General features: G+C 42.2%; 17 protein-coding genes and 1 pseudogene. 8 read left to right on the forward strand and 10 right to left on the reverse strand.

Annotation, left to right across the window (positions count from 1 at the left end; genetic code table 11):
- The first annotated feature begins 2 nt into the window (after nucleotides 1–2).
- The gene (gene dapF, locus H6G96_RS16195; RefSeq protein WP_190912402.1) at nucleotides 3–842 is read left to right on the forward strand and encodes a diaminopimelate epimerase; all 840 of its coding nucleotides are present in this window, start codon (nucleotides 3–5) and stop codon (nucleotides 840–842) included.
- Here the strand turns inward: dapF and H6G96_RS16200 are convergent.
- Together H6G96_RS16200 and ada are read right to left on the reverse strand one after the other, a co-directional pair.
- A complete protein-coding gene (locus tag H6G96_RS16200; RefSeq protein ID WP_190912403.1) occupies nucleotides 826–1,488 on the reverse strand; it encodes a DNA-3-methyladenine glycosylase 2 family protein in 663 nt (220 codons plus the stop codon). The two genes, dapF and H6G96_RS16200, sit on opposite strands and share 17 nt — an antisense overlap.
- Nucleotides 1,472–2,557, reverse strand: a complete 1,086-nt coding sequence (gene ada / locus H6G96_RS16205; RefSeq protein WP_190912404.1) for a bifunctional DNA-binding transcriptional regulator/O6-methylguanine-DNA methyltransferase Ada — start codon at nucleotides 2,555–2,557, stop codon at nucleotides 1,472–1,474. Before ada ends, H6G96_RS16200 begins: the two co-directional genes overlap by 17 nt.
- 378 nt (nucleotides 2,558–2,935) lie before the next feature.
- Here ada and H6G96_RS16210 point away from each other — a divergent pair, with 378 nt between their 5' ends.
- Both H6G96_RS16210 and H6G96_RS16215 read left to right on the forward strand, forming a co-directional pair.
- Entirely contained in the window at nucleotides 2,936–5,560 is a 2,625-nt protein-coding gene (locus H6G96_RS16210; protein WP_190912429.1) for a PAS domain S-box protein, read from the forward strand.
- Between the two features lie 189 nt (nucleotides 5,561–5,749).
- Nucleotides 5,750–7,513, forward strand: a complete 1,764-nt coding sequence (locus H6G96_RS16215; RefSeq protein ID WP_190912405.1) for an ATP-binding protein — start codon at nucleotides 5,750–5,752, stop codon at nucleotides 7,511–7,513.
- 241 nt (nucleotides 7,514–7,754) lie between these two features.
- Here H6G96_RS16215 and H6G96_RS16220 read toward each other — a convergent pair whose 3' ends face one another.
- A complete protein-coding gene (locus H6G96_RS16220) occupies nucleotides 7,755–8,324 on the reverse strand; it encodes a Uma2 family endonuclease (RefSeq protein ID WP_190912406.1) in 570 nt (189 codons plus the stop codon).
- A gap of 116 nt (nucleotides 8,325–8,440) precedes the next feature.
- Here H6G96_RS16220 and ureE point away from each other — a divergent pair, with 116 nt between their 5' ends.
- From ureE to ureG, 3 genes are read left to right on the forward strand one after another with little or no spacing between them, the layout of a single operon-like run.
- Nucleotides 8,441–8,884: an urease accessory protein UreE gene (ureE, locus tag H6G96_RS16225; RefSeq protein WP_190912407.1), complete on the forward strand. Its 444-nt coding sequence runs from the start codon at nucleotides 8,441–8,443 to the stop codon at nucleotides 8,882–8,884.
- A complete protein-coding gene (locus H6G96_RS16230; RefSeq protein WP_190912408.1) occupies nucleotides 8,859–9,551 on the forward strand; it encodes an urease accessory protein UreF in 693 nt (230 codons plus the stop codon). The genes ureE and H6G96_RS16230 overlap by 26 nt, the downstream gene beginning before the upstream one ends.
- 19 nt (nucleotides 9,552–9,570) lie before the next feature.
- Entirely contained in the window at nucleotides 9,571–10,167 is a 597-nt protein-coding gene (gene ureG, locus H6G96_RS16235) for an urease accessory protein UreG (protein ID WP_190912409.1), read from the forward strand.
- Between the two features lie 51 nt (nucleotides 10,168–10,218).
- Here ureG and H6G96_RS16240 read toward each other — a convergent pair whose 3' ends face one another.
- The 4 genes from H6G96_RS16240 to H6G96_RS16255 all read right to left on the reverse strand — a co-directional run bounded on the left by H6G96_RS16240 (nucleotide 10,219) and on the right by H6G96_RS16255 (nucleotide 15,550).
- The gene (locus tag H6G96_RS16240) at nucleotides 10,219–12,105 is read right to left on the reverse strand and encodes an ABC transporter ATP-binding protein (RefSeq protein ID WP_190912410.1); all 1,887 of its coding nucleotides are present in this window, start codon (nucleotides 12,103–12,105) and stop codon (nucleotides 10,219–10,221) included.
- A 231-nt stretch (nucleotides 12,106–12,336) separates the two neighbouring features.
- The gene (locus tag H6G96_RS16245; RefSeq protein ID WP_190912411.1) at nucleotides 12,337–13,083 is read right to left on the reverse strand and encodes a class I SAM-dependent methyltransferase; all 747 of its coding nucleotides are present in this window, start codon (nucleotides 13,081–13,083) and stop codon (nucleotides 12,337–12,339) included.
- A 364-nt stretch (nucleotides 13,084–13,447) separates the two neighbouring features.
- Nucleotides 13,448–14,023, reverse strand: coding sequence for a single-stranded DNA-binding protein (locus H6G96_RS16250; RefSeq protein ID WP_190912412.1), 576 nt, complete (start codon nucleotides 14,021–14,023; stop codon nucleotides 13,448–13,450).
- Between the two features lie 270 nt (nucleotides 14,024–14,293).
- Entirely contained in the window at nucleotides 14,294–15,550 is a 1,257-nt protein-coding gene (locus H6G96_RS16255) for an FAD-dependent oxidoreductase (RefSeq protein ID WP_190912413.1), read from the reverse strand.
- 158 nt (nucleotides 15,551–15,708) lie between these two features.
- Here H6G96_RS16255 and H6G96_RS16260 point away from each other — a divergent pair, with 158 nt between their 5' ends.
- Nucleotides 15,709–17,022 (forward strand): ATP-binding cassette domain-containing protein, encoded by a 1,314-nt coding sequence (locus tag H6G96_RS16260; RefSeq protein ID WP_190912414.1) that lies wholly within the window; start codon nucleotides 15,709–15,711, stop codon nucleotides 17,020–17,022.
- Between the two features lie 33 nt (nucleotides 17,023–17,055).
- Here the strand turns inward: H6G96_RS16260 and H6G96_RS16265 are convergent, their stop codons facing one another.
- Nucleotides 17,056–17,286 (reverse strand): DUF433 domain-containing protein, encoded by a 231-nt coding sequence (locus tag H6G96_RS16265; protein WP_190912415.1) that lies wholly within the window; start codon nucleotides 17,284–17,286, stop codon nucleotides 17,056–17,058.
- 289 nt (nucleotides 17,287–17,575) lie between these two features.
- Nucleotides 17,576–18,328 carry an alpha/beta hydrolase gene (locus H6G96_RS16270; RefSeq protein ID WP_190912416.1) on the reverse strand — a complete coding sequence of 251 codons (753 nt, stop codon included), beginning with the start codon at nucleotides 18,326–18,328 and terminating at the stop codon, nucleotides 17,576–17,578.
- A 440-nt stretch (nucleotides 18,329–18,768) separates the two neighbouring features.
- On the opposite strand from H6G96_RS16270, the gene H6G96_RS16275 reads away from it, so the two are divergent.
- The gene (locus tag H6G96_RS16275; protein ID WP_190912417.1) at nucleotides 18,769–19,077 is read left to right on the forward strand and encodes a hypothetical protein; all 309 of its coding nucleotides are present in this window, start codon (nucleotides 18,769–18,771) and stop codon (nucleotides 19,075–19,077) included.
- Between the two features lie 343 nt (nucleotides 19,078–19,420).
- On the opposite strand, the pseudogene H6G96_RS16280 reads toward H6G96_RS16275, so the two are convergent.
- Nucleotides 19,421–19,798 (reverse strand): annotated as a pseudogene (locus H6G96_RS16280) (mannose-1-phosphate guanylyltransferase); the annotation flags it as partial.
- Between the last annotated feature and the right edge of the window lie 103 nt (nucleotides 19,799–19,901).

The raw sequence follows: 19,901 nt of genomic DNA on the forward strand, positions 1-19,901 counted from the left end.
AAATGGCAATCGAATTTACTAAGTATCATGGTCTAGGCAACGACTTTATTCTGATTGACAATCGCTCGTCATCTGAGCCTGTAGTGACTCCAGAGCAAGCCATCAAGTTGTGCGAGCGCCATTTTGGTATCGGTGCTGATGGTGTAATTTTTGCCCTACCCGGAGAAAACGGCACTGACTACACCATGCGGATTTTTAATTCCGATGGTTCAGAACCGGAAATGTGTGGCAACGGCATTCGCTGTTTAGCTGGCTTTTTAGCAGACTTAGAAGGTGAATCCCGAAATAAAGACTCATATCGCATTCATACTTTGGGTGGTGTAATGACTCCCCAACTCTTATCTAATGGTCAAGTTAAAGTAGACATGGGTTTACCCAGGTTACTCGCTGGCGAAATTCCCACTACTCTTACACCCAATGAAGAAAAAGTCATTTCTCAGCCGTTAGAGGTGGCGGGGCAAACTTGGGAAGTTACTTGTGTAAATATGGGAAATCCCCACTGCATTACCTTTGTGGAAGATGTAGCAGCAATTGAGCTAGAAACTATCGGCCCTAAATTTGAGCATCACCCAGTTTTTCCCCAACGCATAAATAGCGAATTTATTCAAGTGGTACGCCGTGACTATTTGAAAATGCGGGTATGGGAACGGGGTGCTGGGATTACATTAGCTTGTGGGACTGGTGCTTGTGCTTCTTTGGTAGCAGGAGTGTTAACAGGGAAATGCGATCGCACCGCAACTGTAGAATTACCTGGTGGTCCCTTGCAAATTGAATGGTCAGAAATCGACCAACGAGTTTACATGACAGGCCCAGCTGAAAGGGTCTTTACGGGTAAACTGTAACCGACTTACTATTGGCATTACTCAAGTAGTAGTGCCATAGAAGTCTTGCACCAACTGCACGCCACGGTCGCCAGTGCTGCGTCATTGCTTCTAGTTGAACTGGTGTTGGACGCGTCGCTAATCCTTTGAGTTTTTGTAAAGCGATCGCGATCGCTAAATCGCCTTTAGGAAAGACATCAGGACGTTGCAGCGCCATTAGTAAGTAAATATCAACTGTCCAGTCTCCTATACCTTTAAGACGCTTTAGCTCAGTTCTGATAGTAGTTTCGTCCATTGTTTCCAGCTTGCTGAGGTCAAGCTGATCAGTTGCGATCGCATTCGCCAACCCACGGCAGTATATAATCTTTTGCCGACTGAATCCAATTCCTCTCAATTGAACATCATCCAATATCAGAAAATTTTCTGGCGTTAGAGTTACAACAACCCCACATAGACGTTTAAATATAGCCCTTGCAGCCGTTACGGAAACTTGCTGTTCTAGAATTATACACAACAGCGTTGCAAAACCCGGTTCTCTTTTCCATATAGGTGGAGGCCCCAGTGTATTTAAAATCCGAGCCAAATCGCTATCAAGATTGGCCAGCACCATTAAACCACGGGTAAGACTTTCTTCAGTCAGCGCTTCTAGTTCAGGTGTTTGAGTCATCTTTGAGAAATTTCGATTCTTGTATAAGCAGTTTTTGTTTGCGTTCAATTCCCCAGCGATAACCACCAAGACTGCCATCACTCCGCAGCACCCGGTGACACGGTACAATCAGCGCTGTTGGATTAGCTCCACAAGCATTACCCACCGCGCGGACTGCTAGAGGTTTGGCAATATCACGAGCAATATCAGTGTATGTGCGGGTTTCGCTATATGGAATTTTTTGTAATGCTTGCCAAACCTGTTTCTGAAATGCTGTCCCACGGACATCAAGTGGTAAATCAAGATGTGTTTCATCTCCCGCAATCAAGTTGAGAATTGCTTGTATCCATTCCTTGCGTGTATGGTCATCACGCACGATCTGCGCTTGGTGAAATTCTTGGTTCAAAATATGTTCAAGCTTGTTTGCTTTATCACCTAGTTTAACGGCGCAGATACCCTTCTCTGTTGTTGCTACAAGCAAATATCCTAATGGACATGGAGCGATCGCATAGACAATATTTATTGCCTTTCCGGCTTGCTGGTAAGTTTTTGGGGTCATTCCCAGTTGCTTAGGTGCTTTCTCATAGAGTTGGCTACTTGAACCATACCCTGTGTCATAAAGTGCATGGGCAATTTCCTCTCCTTCTTGGAGACGCTGTTTCAATCGTTGGCTACGCAGCGCATCTGCATATTGAAAGGGAGATACGCCAATTATTTGCTTAAATATTCTTTGCAAATAGCTGGAACTCATTTCAACGTGAGAACATAATTCTGGGAGAGTTGGGATGCGATCGCCTTGTGCTTCAATATATCGACATACAGCTAAGACTTTCGCTTTAGCTGTATTTGGAATTGTTTCAGATTGTGGCTGACAGCGCTTACAAGGTCGAAAACCTGTAATTTCAGCCTCTTGGGCCGACTGGAAGAAACAAACTTGATTGCGATTCGGTCTGCGACTAGGGCAAATCGGTCGACAATAAATGCCTGTAGAGCGAACACCGTAAAAAAGCTTGCCTTCAAAAGCAGAATCTCGATTTAGAACTGCTTCCCAAAGAGTGTCTTCCAAAACTGGTGTTTGTTGTAATTGCATTAATGCCTCCTTGGATGTTTTACAAAATATCCACTTGAAAATGCCTATCATTAGTTCCTATATGTTGGTAGCTCTATTTATTTTTTAGGTAAAACTAGATTAAATGTATTGTTCAACTACTTTCTATCTGATTATTGCGATCAAATCTGAGAAAGTGCCCTTGATCACTATTTACAACTAACTTTTTTGTCACCGGATTTTCCTCCTGACAAATCGTTCACCCGATTGGGTGAATGCGATCGCCTCATCAGGAACTACTCTGAAAGAAGGTGCAGTTTCGATTCTGTTAGCAATTATGCTCACAGAATGAAAACCGTTAAATTGGTTATTCTGGCTTTTAATTGTACATCAATAGCTTGTCTATCTAAGGGTCAAAGAGTGGATGAAACCGTTGTAAAATCGCTGTATACACCAAATTGCCAGCAAGAGACTATTAACTTGCTCTCAAAGCTTACTGTCAATTTACCAGGAATAATTTTCCAAGTTCTGCAACAGCAGGATGGTTCTGTGTTTGTCCTTTATGTTAGTTCTGGTTGTAAATATTTATATGAATTAGAACCAGAAGTTGTACAGGCAGACTTTAAGGTGCTATACAAACTGATTCATCCACAGGATATAAAAACTTTTACAGAATCTATAACTGTTTGTAGCACGAATATTACACCTTGGCATTGGCAAGGTCGGCTCATCACGCCTAGCGGCAAAATTAAGTGGATTCAAGGTAATTCGCAACCGGAATTACAACCTAACGGCGATTTTCTTTGGAATGGCTTGGTCATGGATATTACAGACCGAAAACAAGCCGAAGAAAAATTGCTTGAGAGTGAGGCGCGGTATAAAGCAATTTTGGATGCTATCCCCGATTTAATGTTTCGCATCAGCCGTGATGGCGAGTATCTAGATTTGAAAAGTGAGGGAGCAAATTTCACTCTTTCGAGAGAAGAAATTGTTGGCAAACATGTGGATGAGTTATTGCCTAGTGATGTTGCAGCGATTAGCCTGGAAGCGATCGCAAAAACTTTAGATTCAGGAACTTTGCAAAGTTGCGAATATCAATTACCAACGCTTTGGGGAGTTAAAGATTATGAGGCGCGGTTGGTAGTAAGTGGTCAAGATGAGGTACTAGCAATTGTCCGAGATATCACAGAACGTAAGCAAGCAGAAGTTACCTTACAAAATCTCGCTCAAAAATTTGCTAAAGCTTTTAGTTGTAGCCCCGATTCAATTACCATCAGTACGCTGCAAGAAGGACGCTTCATCGAAGTTAACGACAGTTTTGTGAAACTCTCAGGTTATGAACGAGATGAGGCGATTGGTAAAACTTCTTTTGAGCTAAATCTTTGGGTAAACGATCGCGATCGCCAGAATTTATTACAGGAGTTGCAAGCTACAGGAGTTGTTCGCAACTTGGAATTTGAATTTAGACAAAAGTCTGGCAAGATAATTACAACGCAGCTTTCAGCCGAAATCATTGATTTGGATGGACTTCCTTCGCTTTTAGCAGTCCATCACGACATTACAGAAAGTAAGCAGGTAGAAGCACAATTACGCCTTTGTGCCCAACGCGATCGCTTGTTGGCAGAAACACTAGTGCGAATTCGATCTTCACTTAACTTAGACGAAATTCTCCAAACCACAGTGACAGAAGTCAGGCAATTTCTGCAAGCAGATCGAGTTTTTATTGGCCTAAACAACACCAATTTAGGAATCAGAACTCTTGCCGAATCAGTAGATCCCAAGTATCCATCACTCTCAGGATGGTCTACTAAGGATGAAGCTTATTTACAAGAATTAAGAAATTTACTCAAAGATAATGTTGTGCGTGTTGTTGAAGATATAACGCAAATGGCATTATCTCCCAAAGTAAAAGCGCACTGTGAAAAATTCCAAACGAAGGCTACTTTGGCTGTACCAATTATGCTAGGTGACGAACTATTTGGAGCGTTAATTGCCAATCAATGCTCAGGTTCGCGTCATTGGCAGCCAGTAGAAATTGATTTGTTACAGCAGATGTCAGAACAACTAGCGATCGCCATTCAGCAAAGCCAGATATATCAAAAACTAGCAGAACTCAACACTACTTTAGAACGCCAGGTAGAAGAACGGACAGCACAATTGCAGCAGAAAATGCAAGAAGTTGAAAAACTACATCGTGTCAAAGATGTTGTTTTGCACACAGTTGCCCACGATTTACGAACTTCGGCGATGGGTAACTTGATGGTGTTAAAGAATTTGTTAAATCAGGGAGTGGGGAGTGGGGAGTGGGGGCTAGGGACTGGGGATCAGGGAAAAAGGGAATCAGGGGCTGGGGACTGGGGAATAGGGACTGGGAATCAAGGAAAAGGCGGACAAGGGAGAATAATTGGAAAAGTCTCTTCCCAATCCCCAATTCCAGTATCTCGCTCGATTATCGAACGGATGATTCAAGGCAATGATCGGCAACTGACGATGATTAACTCATTGCTAGAAATTAATTCCTGTGAACAGCAGGGTATTGACATCAAACGTGAACCTGTGAAATTTAGCACCCTACTAGAAGGAACATCCGCCCAGTTGGAACCTATGCTGACACAAAATCAAGCGACTCTAAAGAACTTGGTTTCTGCGGATTTACCGTTAGTAATGGCAGATGCGGCTCTGTTGCAGAAAGTTTTGGTAAATTTGATAACACATAGCTTACAAAATAATCCACCAGGATTAAATTTTATCCTAAGTGCCACCGTTGAAGACGGAATGATTCGCGCTCAGATTCGAGATGACGGTGTAGTAATGAGCAAACTAGAGTGCGATCGCCTTTTCGATCTCCATGTCCGTGATCCGCAAGACTGTTGTTCCACAAGCATTGGTTTAAAAATGTATCTTTGTCGGAAAGTTATTAAGGCACATGGCGGCGAAATCGGTGTTATTAGTAACCGCAAGCGCGGGTTAACTTTTTGGTTTACATTACCTCTAGCCAAAGAGGCAGGGGAGCAGGGGGCAGGGGGCAGAGGAGAAAGATTTTGAAATTTCCCAGCAATCAATCACTTGTATTGAGCGTAGTCGTAAAGCCTGCGGCATAGCTACGCTCAGTGACTACCTTGCCCTCTTTCCTGTTCGTTAGCAACTTCATCCGCAACAAATTGCCCATAAATCACCAAAAAATGAGAGGGTGTTATTTATAGCAATATTGAGTAAGGAAAACACCCTCAAGGTATGGGCAAAGTTGCTCGGATGCTAATAGCTACTCCGTTTACAACAGTGCAAAGATGGTGGAGAAAAGCTGTTTCTCCACCAACAGCAGATGAAATCAGTACTTCTTACAGAACTTGGCGCAACCGCTTTTTGTGGCAGAGATTGCGTTTATGGCTATGGCTGGCGCTGATTTGTTTGTTGTCTTTTACTTTGCGAGACATCTACGGCTTCTTTTTCCATTTAAAAGAGTTGGAAAAGCTGCCAGAAGTACTTAGAACTCAACGCCTTGTAATCAATATTGCAGTACTCCTGAGTACACTTATCTGCTTTGCCTTACATAAAACTAAATTAGGTCGCGATCGTCCAGATTTATTATTTTTGGGGTCTTCTTGGGGAATTAGTCTAGCATCGCAGTTCTTTGCAACCATCAGAGGTTTTGCCCTACCTGACACCATCGGTTGGTCGTTGCTGTTTTTAAGCCAAGCTATATTAATGCCAGTCTACTGGATTCTTCACTTGCTATCTCAAGTAGGTGTGCTGGTTTACTATTTTGGTATAAATACGGTATTTGGGCTAAAAACACTAATTCCCGAACACCCAGAAATATATAATGTAACGTTAATTTTATACATTTTTTGGTTTTGTGCTATATGCGACATTGGTGTTTATCTGTACGATCGCCTGCAATGTTCTGAATTTTATGCCCGTCAAGAACTAGAATCTGCCTACCAAAAACTCAAGGTTGCAGAAACTAAATATCGCAGCATTTTTGAAAATGCTGTTGAAGGTATTTTTCAAAGCAGTCCAGATGGACACTACATTACGGCAAATCCGGCTTTAGCACGCATTTATGGCTACTCCTTAGCGGAGGAGGTGACAGCAAATTCTACTATTATTGAACAATTGTATGTTGATCCGAACCGTCGGGCAGAATTTGTGCGCCTGATGGAAAAGTATGGTAGCGTTTCAGAGTTTGAGTCTCAAATTTATCGCCGAGACGGGAGTATTGTCTGGATTTCGGAAAAAGCCTACGCAGTGCGTGACGAACAAGGAAAACTGCTTTACTACGAAGGTTTAATTGAAGATATTACCCAGCGCAAACAAACTGAAGAAGAACTACGAGTATTTTTCCATGCAGTTTCTCACGACTTACGCAACCCAGTGCTGGGTACTTTAATGGTGCTGAGAAATTTGCTTGCACGTCCAGAGCAAAATATTTCGATTTCACGCTCAATTTTAGAGCGGATGATTCAAAGTAGCGATCGCCAACTTAATTTAATTAATTCGTTGATGGAAACTCATATCAGCGAAGTGCAAGGTATTGTTTTGCAACGTCAATCCGTACAATTACTGGCAGTTGTCGAAGCTGCGATCGCAGATTTAGAGCCATTGCTAGAGCAAAATCAAACAACCTTGATAAATCTGGTATCCGCAGATTTGCCGTTAGTGAATGCAGATCCTACGCAACTATGGCGAGTTTTTTCTAACTTAATTGTCAATGCTCTGAAACATAATGCCCCTGGATTGCTGTTGACAATTAACGCTACCCATGAGAATGAGATGATTTATTGTACTGTTAGTGATAACGGCGTGGGAATTAGTCAACAACAAAGCGATCGGCTTTTTGATCTTTACTTTCGAGGTGCAAGTATCCGCAATTCTGTAAGTTTGGGATTGGGCTTATATTTATGTAAGCAAATTATCAATGCTCACGGCGGCGAAATTGGTGTGAATAGTGCATTGGATGTAGGGGCAACTTTCTGGTTTACATTACCTATTAGCTAGTACCTAAAGCCTGCAAATTTCCCAATTTAGCTTCTGTTAATATAATTATATTTTCAAGCTAACTAGTACCGCAAGGCGGAAATAGAACAACCATTTCAAATTCCTAAAAAGCTAATTCCATAATACTTTTGACTTTTTTACCCTGAGCGCAGCCGAAGGGTGACTTTTGACTGCCGCCTTGCGGTACTAGGTGGTATTTAGTAGTTAGTATAGTGAGTTAAAAACTTACTCAAATTTGTGATTATTCAGGAAAAAACAAACCAATAGAACAACAAAATCCAGGTAAAAGTGGCGATATGATTTCATCATCACCTACCAAAGTAGCAACTAAAACTAACTGTGCTTTTTCTCGCCGATAAACTTCAACTTGTTTAGTAAAGCGATCAACAATCCAATACTCACGCACACCTTGAACTGAATATAGTTTCAGTTTTGCTTCTTTGTCTCGAAATTCGTTTTGTTTACCAGGGGATAAAACCTCTACTACTAACTCTGGTGCGCCCGTCAAATGTCCCGCTTCATCTTCAATTTGCGCCAGTCGTTCTCGACTTACCCAAACGACATCCGGTATAACGCTATCTGCTTGCGAAAAAAGCACCCCTGGAGCCACAATTGTTTCCCCTAAACCACTCGAATCTGACCAAACATCGAGTTGTCGAAAGATTTTGCCACAAACTTGTTGATGACGGCGGTGAGGAGTGCGAGTCACAAAGAGTTCTCCATTAATAATTTCATAGCGTGTCCACTCATTTTCGGGTAGAACCTCTAAATCGTGAATTGTCCAGCGTACTCCCTCAATGGCTTGGTTCATGATTGTCCCCGTTTGGCTCGTTGCCTTTGTTTAATTCTATCTTTTCTTCCGGCAAGGCAGATATTGTATTTAAATTACAACCATAATAAAAAGCGGAAGTTCAGGCGAAACTCTGTATGCTGACATTTACCCAACTTCAACCACCTAATTACAATGCCGCAGTTACTTTTACTCTGGCGCTAACAGCAGAAGAACGCACCCGCAGTCGTCATCGCTTTGAAACGGAAGATGGTATTGTGTTTTTACATTTACCCAGAGGAACTGTCTTACACGATGGCGATATTCTGCAAGAAGAAACCCATAATAGTTTAATCAGAATTACTGCCAAACCAGAACTAGTGCTGACTGCTTTTGCCCAAACACCACTTTTATTATTACGGGCAGCATACCATTTGGGAAATCGCCATGTACCTGTAGAAATTACCCCAACTTATTTACGCTTATCTTCAGATTCGGTTTTACGCACGATGTTGGAACAACTGGGATTAGAAGTTAAAGAGGAAATTTTACCGTTTCAGCCGGAATTAGGAGCTTATGGACAACACCATCATGCTCACTGATAGCCATCTTTTGAGTATTTTGCAACTGGCTAGCCCCGCTTTACCTGTGGGAGCATATAGTTATTCTGAAGGTTTGGAAATGCTGGTAGAAAATGGTACGATCGCTAATCACACACATCTCAAAGATTGGTTAAAAGCAGAGTTGCTCTATGGGGCAATTCGGCTAGAAGCAGGGGTGATGGTACGATCGCAGCAATCTGCAAAAATAGGTGATGTAGAGTCGCTATGCCGTTGGAATCTGTGGTTATCCGCAGCTAGGGAAACAGAAGAATTACGCGCCTCTAGTTGGCAGATGGGGCGATCGCTGATCCAATTACTTGGTAAACTAGAACCGCAGATTGTACCTATTGCCAATGCTGTAGGTAATCCTTGCAATTATGCGATCGCTTTTGGTATTGCCGTTGCCCATTGGCAAATTAGCATCCAAGCCTCATTACTCGCATATCTGCATAGTTGGGCAAGTAATTTGATTACTGCTGGTGTGAAACTTATCCCCCTTGGACAAACAGCAGGACAGCAGTTATTGCTAGATTTACAACCATTATTTAGCACTGCGGCATTAGAAATTCTCGCGTTGGAGGATGATGAGCTTGCCTGTTGTAGTTGGGGTTTGTCGCTGGCAAGTATGCAGCATGAAACGCAGTATACAAGGTTGTTTAGGAGTTAAAAGTTAAGAGTGAGGAGTTATGAATGCATTTCGAGTGGGGGTTGCTGGGCCAGTGGGGTCGGGGAAGACGGCTTTGGTAGATGCTTTGTGTAAAGGATTGCGTGAGCAGTATCAGATTGCGGTGGTGACGAATGATATTTATACTCAGGAGGATGCTCAGTTTTTAGTGCGTTCTCAGGCGTTGGCAAGCGATCGCATTTTGGGTGTAGAGACTGGTGGTTGCCCTCACACTGCCATCCGCGAAGATGCTTCGATGAATTTGGCGGCAATTGAACAGTTAGAGGAACGTTTTATCGGTTTGGATTTAGTATTTTTAGAAAGTGGCGGTGATAATTTAGCTGCTACCTTTAGTCCCGAATTGGTGGATTTAACCATTTATGTCATCGATGTTGCAGCTGGCGATAAAATTCCCCGCAAGGGTGGCCCTGGTATTACCAAGTCTGATTTGTTGGTGATTAACAAAACTGACTTAGCACCCTATGTCGGTGCAGATTTAAGTGTCATGGAACGAGATGCTAAAAAAATGCGGGGTGATAAACCTTTTATTTTTACTAATTTAAAAACTCAGTCAGGACTTGCAGATGTAATTAACTTTGTTTGCACAAATATCTGTTAAAAAGAATTTTATAACCCACGGAGGTGGGTTTTGTCTCTGTAGACGCGGTTTCTATAAAGCCCTCAAATGACGACTTCGCACCCGTTCAGCACTACCAGTGGGAATCGCAGCAATTAATTTTTGTGTGTATTCTTCTTTAGGTTCTTGGTAAATGCTTTCGGCTGTGCCTTCTTCAACAATTTGACCGCGATTCATGACTAAAATGCGATCGCTCATAAATTTCACCACACTTAAATCGTGAGAAATAAAAATATAAGTAAGCTGAAAGTCTGACTGTAATTCTTTGAGAAGATTTAATACCTGCGCCTGTACTGAAACATCTAGCGCTGAAACTGATTCATCGCAGATGATAAACTTAGGATTTAATGCCAAAGAACGGGCTATGCAAATCCGTTGGCGTTGACCGCCAGAAAACTGATGAGGATAGCGGTTAATTGCATCTGCACTCAAGCCTACCCGTTCTAAGAGTTCGACTACTCGCTGCCGTCGTTGTTGCTTGGTCTTACCCACGGCGTGAATTAACAACGGTTCCATCACCGCATCCCCAACCTTCATCCGTGGGTCGAGGGAACTGAAAGGATTTTGGAAGACTATTTGCATTTCCCGCCGCAGTTTTTGCAACGGTTCACCTTTGAGGCTAGTAATATCTTGTTTCTCAAAGATAATCTGACCACTCATCGGTTCAATTAATCGCAGCAAGGTTCTGCCAAGGGTAGTTTTACCGCAACCAGATTCTCCCACCAAACCTAGTGTTTCTCCTGGTTTGACATCAAAAGAAACACCATTAACCGCCATATTGTAACGTTTTGTACCACCAAACACTCCGCGCACTGGAAAACCAACTTTCAGGTTACGGATTTGCAGTAGGGGTTCCTTTTTATTGAAGTTTGCCAATCTTGCAGCAATCTCTTCAGTGGTGACTTCTATAGGTAGCGCAGGTTCTTTCGCCTGAATTACTACTTGTCCCGTTGCTGTCTCTTCTGCACTCATGTAGTCAGAAACAGTGAGTAATTTTTGGGGACGGCGGTTGAGTGTGGGGCGACAAGCTATCAAACCTTTAGTATATGGATGCTGGGGACTGCTGAAAATTTGCCGAGAAGTGCCAGATTCGACAACTTTGCCTTTATACATCACCGCTACTTGGTCAGCAATTTCTGAAATTAGTCCCAAGTCGTGGGTGATAAAAATCATTGCCATGTCACGGCTTTGCTGCAATTCTCGCAACAAGTCCAAAATTGTCGCTTGCACCGTCACATCCAAAGCTGTGGTTGGTTCATCGGCAATTAAGATTAATGGGTTGCAAGAAATTGCCATTGCAATCATTACCCGTTGCAACTGGCCCCCAGAAAGTTCATGAGGGTAGCGTTCCAGCATGGCTTCTTTGTGTTGTTTAACCAACTGTGCCAACTTTGATGCATCTGGTTTCGACGAATTGGCGTTGGTTTGATGCCAAGTTTCGATATATTGCTGCTGGATCTCTTCATCGCTAGCTAGAAGTTTAACCTCTTGTAGACCTGCGATCGCAATTTGTCGTGCTTGGGCTGCTGACACATTTTGATGCCGCATAATCGCTTCTGTGAGCTGAAACCCAATGTCATAAACCGGATTGAGCGAACTCATCGGTTCTTGAAAAATCATGGCGATGTCGCCACCCCGGTGTAACTGCATTTGTTCAGGAGGCAGTTTTACCAAATCGATGGGGTTAGCATTTTCCTGTGGACGAAACCAGATTTCACCGCCAGTAACTATACCGGGACTTTGCAACAAACCCATCGCAGCTAGGGCTGTCACTGATTTACCACTTCCCGATTCTCCTACTATTCCTAGAGTTTCACCTCGATGCAGCCCAAAGGAAATACCGTCCAAAGCTCTAACAGTGTTGCCATCACCGGGAAATTCAACTTGTAGATTGCGAACCTCTAGGACAGTTTCTCTCATAGGAGTTGGGTAGGAATATTAACTTAAAATTATTTGGATTTTAACAATACTTTTGATGTGTATGTGTGTAAATTTGGTTTTTACACTTCTTGGCAGTTTTCACTGCTTAAACTTTAACCACAATTGACATTACATACTTCCACAATATATATGTATTTGCGATGTAGAACTGCTTGCGATCGTCCACAGGTGCAACTTACAATTAGCCATTATCTGCCGAAGCGCGAGATTTTATCTATTTTTATAAGCAATAACCAACAGTTGAGGAGCATTAAAACCACCCTGAAGCACAAGGTCATGTATGATCTGCCATCCCTTTCGAGTAAACAACAATTCCCAAAACGATGGACTCGATTCTGAATATAGTTGTCTCCAGTAAAGTAACTCACGACGAGTCAAAAAACACTGGTCACAACGGTAATAATCTATACAAAAACCTGTTGTTTCCAGAAGCGTAAATATTTGCTTGTGACTGAAGGCATGAAGGTGGTATGGATCAAAATGACGCGTCTCACCTAGTGGTACAGACATCATCAATATACCATTGCTAGTTAAATAATTACTGAGTTGTTTTAAAAAATAGGTCGGATTTTTTAAATGTTCTATCGTCTCAAACGAGATAACAACGTCAAAACGCTCTGAACACTCAAATTGCTCTGCATCAGCGCAAATGAAGTTGATTCCGGGTATTTGGTAGTGTTTCTTAGCATATTCCACAATCTGGGAGCATATATCTACTCCAACTACACTGCTTGCACCTGCCATACGAAGCATTTGGCTACCATATCCACTGCCACATGCTATATCTAGAACTCTTTTTCCCAAGACATACTTAGTTGCAGTTTCGTAGCGTTTAAGATGTAGCTCCACGATCTTGCGACTAGCCGAATCATTAGCCATGCGCTTGGGAATCAAGCGTTCCCAAGTTACAGCCAGGTTATCCAAAGCTTCAACTGAACTGCTAACAAAGTTACTCATATAATTTACGGTTGACAAAGCGCTAGTGTTTTGTTGTGATGGTTCTCAATTATACATAGCTGCCAGCAACCCTAACCCTGCATTCAGACCAGACGCTCTTGTATACGATCTGGCTAGGGCGTTGATTTTGTTGGAAATACCATCAGAATTTCTCATGTAATTTTTGTGTCCTTAGTAGAACTAGAAGAATTAGTATAAGCGATGCCTCACGATCAAACGTAATATCATACTAATTACCCGGACATGATATAAAGCGTCAACGCAGAAGACAAAAAAATAGCACACCCTAAAGGATGGCTATTTGTAGAAATTGTCTAATCGTAATCATTAGTTAGCAAATTGAATACACGCTCAACTACCAACTTTAGAAGGGAATATCATCTGGATCTGGTTCTTGCTCTTTCACTGCTGGATAAGTGGTTCGCTCATAATTTGTGGGTTGGGGTATGGATTCGTAAGTTGTCGCTTGGGGAGTAACGCCAACAGGATTTGCAGCCGGGGTAGGCGCTGGACGTGGTGACTCGTAACTAGGAGTGTCTTTCTGTGGAGGACGAGATGCTGAAGATGTTTGTCGTGGAGCAGTTTCAGTGAATGATGGAGTTACGGTTGCTGAAGGCGATGGATCACTATTAAAACTACCTCCAACAGGTTGAATTTGTTGCACCGTCAATTCAGCACGTTTTTCTTTAAAACCTTCTTGTCGCTCAACAGTATTCATGCCTAAACGTCCTACTAGGATGACACGATCGCCTTGGTGGTAGTTTTGCTGAATTTCTGTTGCTAAATTCCCCCAGCCGACTACTTTCAGAGTGGCTGGCGGATCTTCTGGTTTCTGGGAATTAGGAAACTGCACCAACATTTCCGTAACTCCTAAATTATCTGCTGTATAACGGAGTTGCGGTTCGTTAATAATTTCCGCCATCAAAACGCAGCTGTTCATTAAAATTACTCCTGACTGCAAAAAGTACTGATTGAAAAAGAGAGGGTTTTTCTATGTAGTGCCAATTAATATCTAGATATGTTTAATTGTTTGCATTTTTTAATAATGGCTGAGTTTTTAGTTATTTCTAGCATAAAAGCCAAGCGATTGCTTTGAACAGCATTGAATATGCCGCCCGCCACCCTCGCTTGACTAAATGAGCATTGAATTCTGTCTGGAGTAGTATAATTGTACCACTATTTAAGAAATAGAAAAAATTCTTGGCAAAAATTAAGTCTTGACGTGAACTGGAAAAACACCCAAGGCAATCAACCTACCTGGTAGGTCGCGCAAGATGGGTAAGCGCAAAAACGTAGGTGGTACAAAGGTGCGATTTGAGGTGAGAACTGGGGCAAATACCCGCTTTTGGATAAAAGTTTGAAACGCCTGAATGATGCGTGTGGGCAATTCGCGTTGACGTTGTACTTTTGCTAAGTCGTTAAGTTGTACTTGTCGGTTTTTGAGGGGTTTGCTGAGTACATTCGCCGCGACTACAGCATCTTGAATTGCGTAGTTAATGCCAACTCCACCAATGGGGGACATTATATGGGCAGCATCACCAATGAGTAACAAACCGGGCTGATACCAGCGCTTGACGCGGCTGGACTCGACAGAGAGAAAAGCTATTTGTGACCAATCATGTAAATTTTGGATACGTTGCTGGAATTCTGGCACCACTTCCACAACAGATTTTTTTAATTGCTCTAAACCCGCAGCCCGTAGTTGTTGATAGCCTCCCTTGGGGATAACATAGGCAACCTGCCACTCATCACCACGGTCAAGCATGGCGATGATTTTACCTTGACCAAAGCGCCCCATCCCCCCTTCAGGGTCTTCTGGCTGACGCGGTAGGCGAAACCAGAGGATATCCATTGGCGGCGAGGTTTCGATGGATTCAAACTCACCCAGGTGGCGTAAACGTGAGTGGCGACCATCTGCACCAACTGTCAGTATTGCCCGGATTTCATGCCAGCCACCGCCTCCCCGATAGCGGACACCTTGAATTTCACCATTTTCGGCGATTAATTCTTGCACATTCGCACCCATTACTAGGTGGAAACTTGGATATTTTTGTGCTTCTTGGGTGATGAACTCCAGAAATTTCACCTGGGGAAGCATTGTAATGTATGGGTAGTGGGTTTTTAGGTGACTAAAATCTGCCAAAGTGACAGTATCTTCAGGAGTTTTAAATCTAATTTGACGCATTTTTGCATGAGGGAGTTTTAGCAAGCGATCGCTAAGTCCCAATTCTTCCATAATTTCCATCACCGACGGATGAATCGTATCACCGCGAAAATCGCGATCAAAGTCTTTATGTGCTTCCAGCAGCATCACAGAAATGCCTTGACGCGCTAACAACAGCGCCAATACTGCTCCTGCCGGCCCCCCACCCACAATGCAACAATCTGTGGTTTGTACGTCTACAATGTCATGGATAGCGTTAACGCTTGGGTCTTGGGAAAGATTTTTAGGTATATCGGTAGTCATAACAACACCTCCTGACAGCCCTAAAATCCAGGGTAGTTTGTTTTTGATGGTGCTAGCTGTTTTTTTAACTTTTCGTATTTACAGGGAAGATGTATTATGGGCGCTAAACTGTCATTAGTCATTAGTTATTAATCATTAGTCATTAGTCATTAGTTATTGTGTCCCAAGTTGTTTTAGAAAACGTTTATAAAAGTTTTTCCCCACGTAAAGGGGAAGGTGTTACCTCACAAACCCAATCTTCCCTTACGTCTGGGGAGAAAAATGATGCAGCGCAAGAACGTGCGGGAAGTGTTAACGTCTTACGGCGGATTAATCTAACGATCGCAGATGGCGAGTTTATGGTGCTAGTAGGCCCTTCTGGTTGTGGTAAAAGTACCCTGCTGCGCTTAATCGCTGGCTTGGAAGTGATGACTGGCGGTAATATCTGGATAGGCGATCGCTTAATCAATGACCTACCACCCAAAGAACGCGACATCGCAATGGTATTTCAAAATTACGCCCTCTATCCCCACATGACGGTGTACGACAACATCGCCTTTGGGCTGCGCCGCCGTTCTGGGAGAGCAGGGGAAGCAGGAGGAGAAATTACTCCTTCATCTCCTTATCTGCGGGCGTGGGCAGAAAATCTTTTTGTGGGTGCGACAAGAAAGTTACCTAAAGGACTGCGCTACATTTCTGACAAAGAACGGGCAGTGAATGAGCAGGTGCGTAGTGTTGCTCAACTGTTGCAAATCGAAACATTGCTGAATCGCTTACCCAAACAACTATCTGGGGGACAAAGACAACGGGTTGCATTGGGAAGAGCGATCGCGCGTGACCCCCAAGTATTTTTAATGGATGAACCGCTTTCTAACTTAGATGCCAAGCTGCGGGCGGAAACCCGCGCCCAAATTGTCAAATTGCAGCGCCAACTGGGGACAACGACAATTTACGTTACCCACGATCAAACAGAAGCGATGACAATGGGCGATCGCATTGCGATTATGTCTGAAGGCAAAATTCAGCAAGTTGCTTCTCCCTTAGAACTTTACAATCGCCCTGCCAATCTTTTTGTAGCAGAGTTCATTGGTTCACCACCGATGAATTTTATTTCTGTGGAATTTCATGCCCCACAGTTGATTACTCATTCCCAGTTTCGTTTCACCCTCCCAGAAGTTTGGGGAAAAGCTTTACAAAAATATGATGGGAAAACTCTAATTTTAGGTATTCGCCCAGAACACTTGAACTTGAGTATGCCTGCCACCAAAAATCTACCAGTGCAAGTAGATTTGGTAGAAAATCTCGGCAACGATTCCTTTCTCGCTGTTAAGATTGCCGAACCGGGATCTAAACCTGCTACTACAGCCAATTCCCTGCAAGTGCGAATTCCACCAGACCGATTTGTACAACCTGGAGAGCAACTATGGTTATCTCTAACTCCAGAGAAAATTCACTTTTTTGACCCGGAAACTGAGTTGGTAATATTTCCCTAGAACTATCCGCGCCTAATTGGTAAACCAAAATTTTCATGCACTTCTAAGAGGAACTTCAATCTCTTCAGTTCTCCATGCAGCGTAGGCAAATGCTTCATAGATGTCGGCTTCTTCGAGGTAGGGATATGCTTTGAGGATGTCACTATTACTATGTCCAGATGCCATTAACCCGACGATAGTACCAACAGTAATACGCATTCCCCGAATACAGGGTTTGCCACCCATTACTTCAGGATTGCGAGTAATTCTAGTAATATTTTGCATAATTGTTGCAGAGTGGGAGTAAGGTTATGGGATTGAAAAATCAAAAATACCTATATCAATCTTTTTTATTATCGAATTTTTACTGCGTTAAAGGAAATGAAGTTCAATGCCTTTGTAATTTATATCGCCTTTAATTTCGAGAACGCCTATCCAAATGATTACATCCAGTTCGAGAGAATGAAGCATCAATAATTAGCTATGCCTACGGCGGCAAGCTACGCACCCACACCCAAATTTCACAAGTGCGTAGCCGTGAGGTTTGTCGTCAGACATCGCACTCTCAAAATTACTAATTTTTAGAACTGCTAAAAGATAGCGCGGATGCTTCTACCTGATGCGGATGGTGGTGTTGCCAAAAACTCAAAATCTGTTCGCTAACCTGTTGAGGATAGAAGTAGTGAAAAAAATGATATCCTTCTGGGCATTCCCAGAGCTTATCTTCTGGCTTCAACCAATTCAACCAGTCATGCAATGCAGTTGGGTTGACTACCGGATCGCTCTTGCTACCACATACCATCATTGGCATAGAAACTCCACCCTTGGGTAAATAAACCAACTTAAATAAAGAGTGTGACGAGGGAGATTGTTCTAAATCTTTATCTAAAGCAGCTACTAATTTTTTAGTGGTATGAGGCGGTTGATTTCCAAATAGACTGCGAACGCTGCTTGCTAAAACTAGCTCACGGCTGATACTAAAAAGTTGTCGTTGAAAGTAATAGTGAGCTTGCCAATTGTTTGCAGGTTGAGCAGCTACAGCCAGCAAAGTGAGCGATCGCACTTTTTTAGGAAATCGCCGTGCAAAGGTTAGAGCGATCGCACCACCCATCCCATGACCGGCTAAATGTACAGGGCGAGCGCGCCATTTTAAAAAATCATATAGCAACTCCACAGCTTGATCTATGGAACTAGCTTCATCTTTGGTTTGCTGGTATTCCCACTGGGCGATTCTCATATACCCAGATAAGTATTGAAGTAATGGTTTATCAAAACGCTTCAAAACAGGGCTGGCATTTAACCATAGAACATCAAATGAATCAGACATAAATACCTATAACTTCTAAATTATTAATTTCAGATTTGCTACCTTACTCATGCCGAATTGTTTCAGCATCAAATTCAGTATTAGCAGTTTGAGTCCCATAGAATAAACTGATTTTTTTCGACATACTTTCACCTGATATATAGTTTTGCGATCGCCAAGATCCTATTTATCTTGTTGAAATATATTGCTGGCTTAATGAATATCTATCTCAATAAGTCTGAACATATCCTACCAGAGTTATTGAAAGTTTTTATCATTTATCCTAAGTTAAATTTTGTAAAGTATTTCAAGAAACAAACCGAAAAGGCGGGCGGCGCTTCATTCCACCCCAACTTTTTGTAAGTGGCTTACGATATGCTCACACAATATTCAGAATTATTACTGGTTTCAAAACATACATGGGCAGAAGAAGCTAGACAAAGTAAATTTTTTGTGCATTTATGAAATTTATCCAAACACTAAGGGTAGCTGTAATTCCTATTTTGACTGTGTTGAGCTTGTTGTCTGCATCAAATAAAGCTCTAGCTGACTATTTAACTAGTCAGGGTTCAGGAGGTAATTCCCGTTACGAATTATGGTCTACTGATGATAATAGTTATTACTATTTAAAAATCTGGTCATCTGAAGCAAGTCCAAACAGTGAACCATACTACACAAGTAGAGCATTCACCTCTACTGGGGAAGCTTTAATTTATTTTGATTGCAACTACGCTGGTAAGAATTTACCGGAATGTCAGAATGTTCAATAATAATTGTTAACCCTTCTCAAAGCATCCTGGGAGGGTTAACCATAGGAATTATATTTAATTTGTGAAAATTCGCAGTGTCCGTCCAGATCCCCGACTTCTTAAAGAAGTCGGGGATCTAACTTTTCACAAATAAATTAGGATTGCTATATTTTATATTTGGTAATATTTTAAATTAAATAATTTATAAATATAAATTACCTATATTTTTGATTGGTTTTTAATATTTTAAGTCAACTACAGACATAAAAGTGAAAGCCTACTTTCCTTCCGATAATTAGGCTGATGTTCAAGATAATTCGTAGTTCGTAATTAAAAAATTCAATTACGAATTACGAATTACAAATTATGCTTCGGCGGGTTGATATTCTTGTTGTCTTTCCACAAAAGTCTGGACGCGAGTGCGGTAGTTTCTCACTGTCTCATCTACCCATTCGCGATCGTTGCTATTTGCATACAAATGCACTAATGGTTCGCTGGCATCTGGTAAAACTAATAGCCAACTATCATCATAGGGTTGGCAAATTTTCACTCCATCAATTAGTTCTAGATTTTGGGCTGGGTGAGTTTCAACTAAGTAACGCATCAAAGCACCCTTGGCTGTCCACGGACAACGGACTGTATAAGTTTTGTGAATTACACGGGGCAATTCTGACCGCGCAGCAGCAAGCGATCGCTCCTGTATAGTCAACATTTCAATTAAGTAGAACAAGGTGAAAAAACCAAACTATGTAAAGATAAGTAAATACGTACAATGTGTCTACAAAGGTAACAGCGATATGGGCAGCCGTTTAAGGGTATTTCTGACTAGAGAGCAAGATAAAACT

Source organism: Nostoc sp. FACHB-892, assembly GCF_014698795.1.
GTDB lineage: Bacteria > Cyanobacteriota > Cyanobacteriia > Cyanobacteriales > Nostocaceae > Nostoc.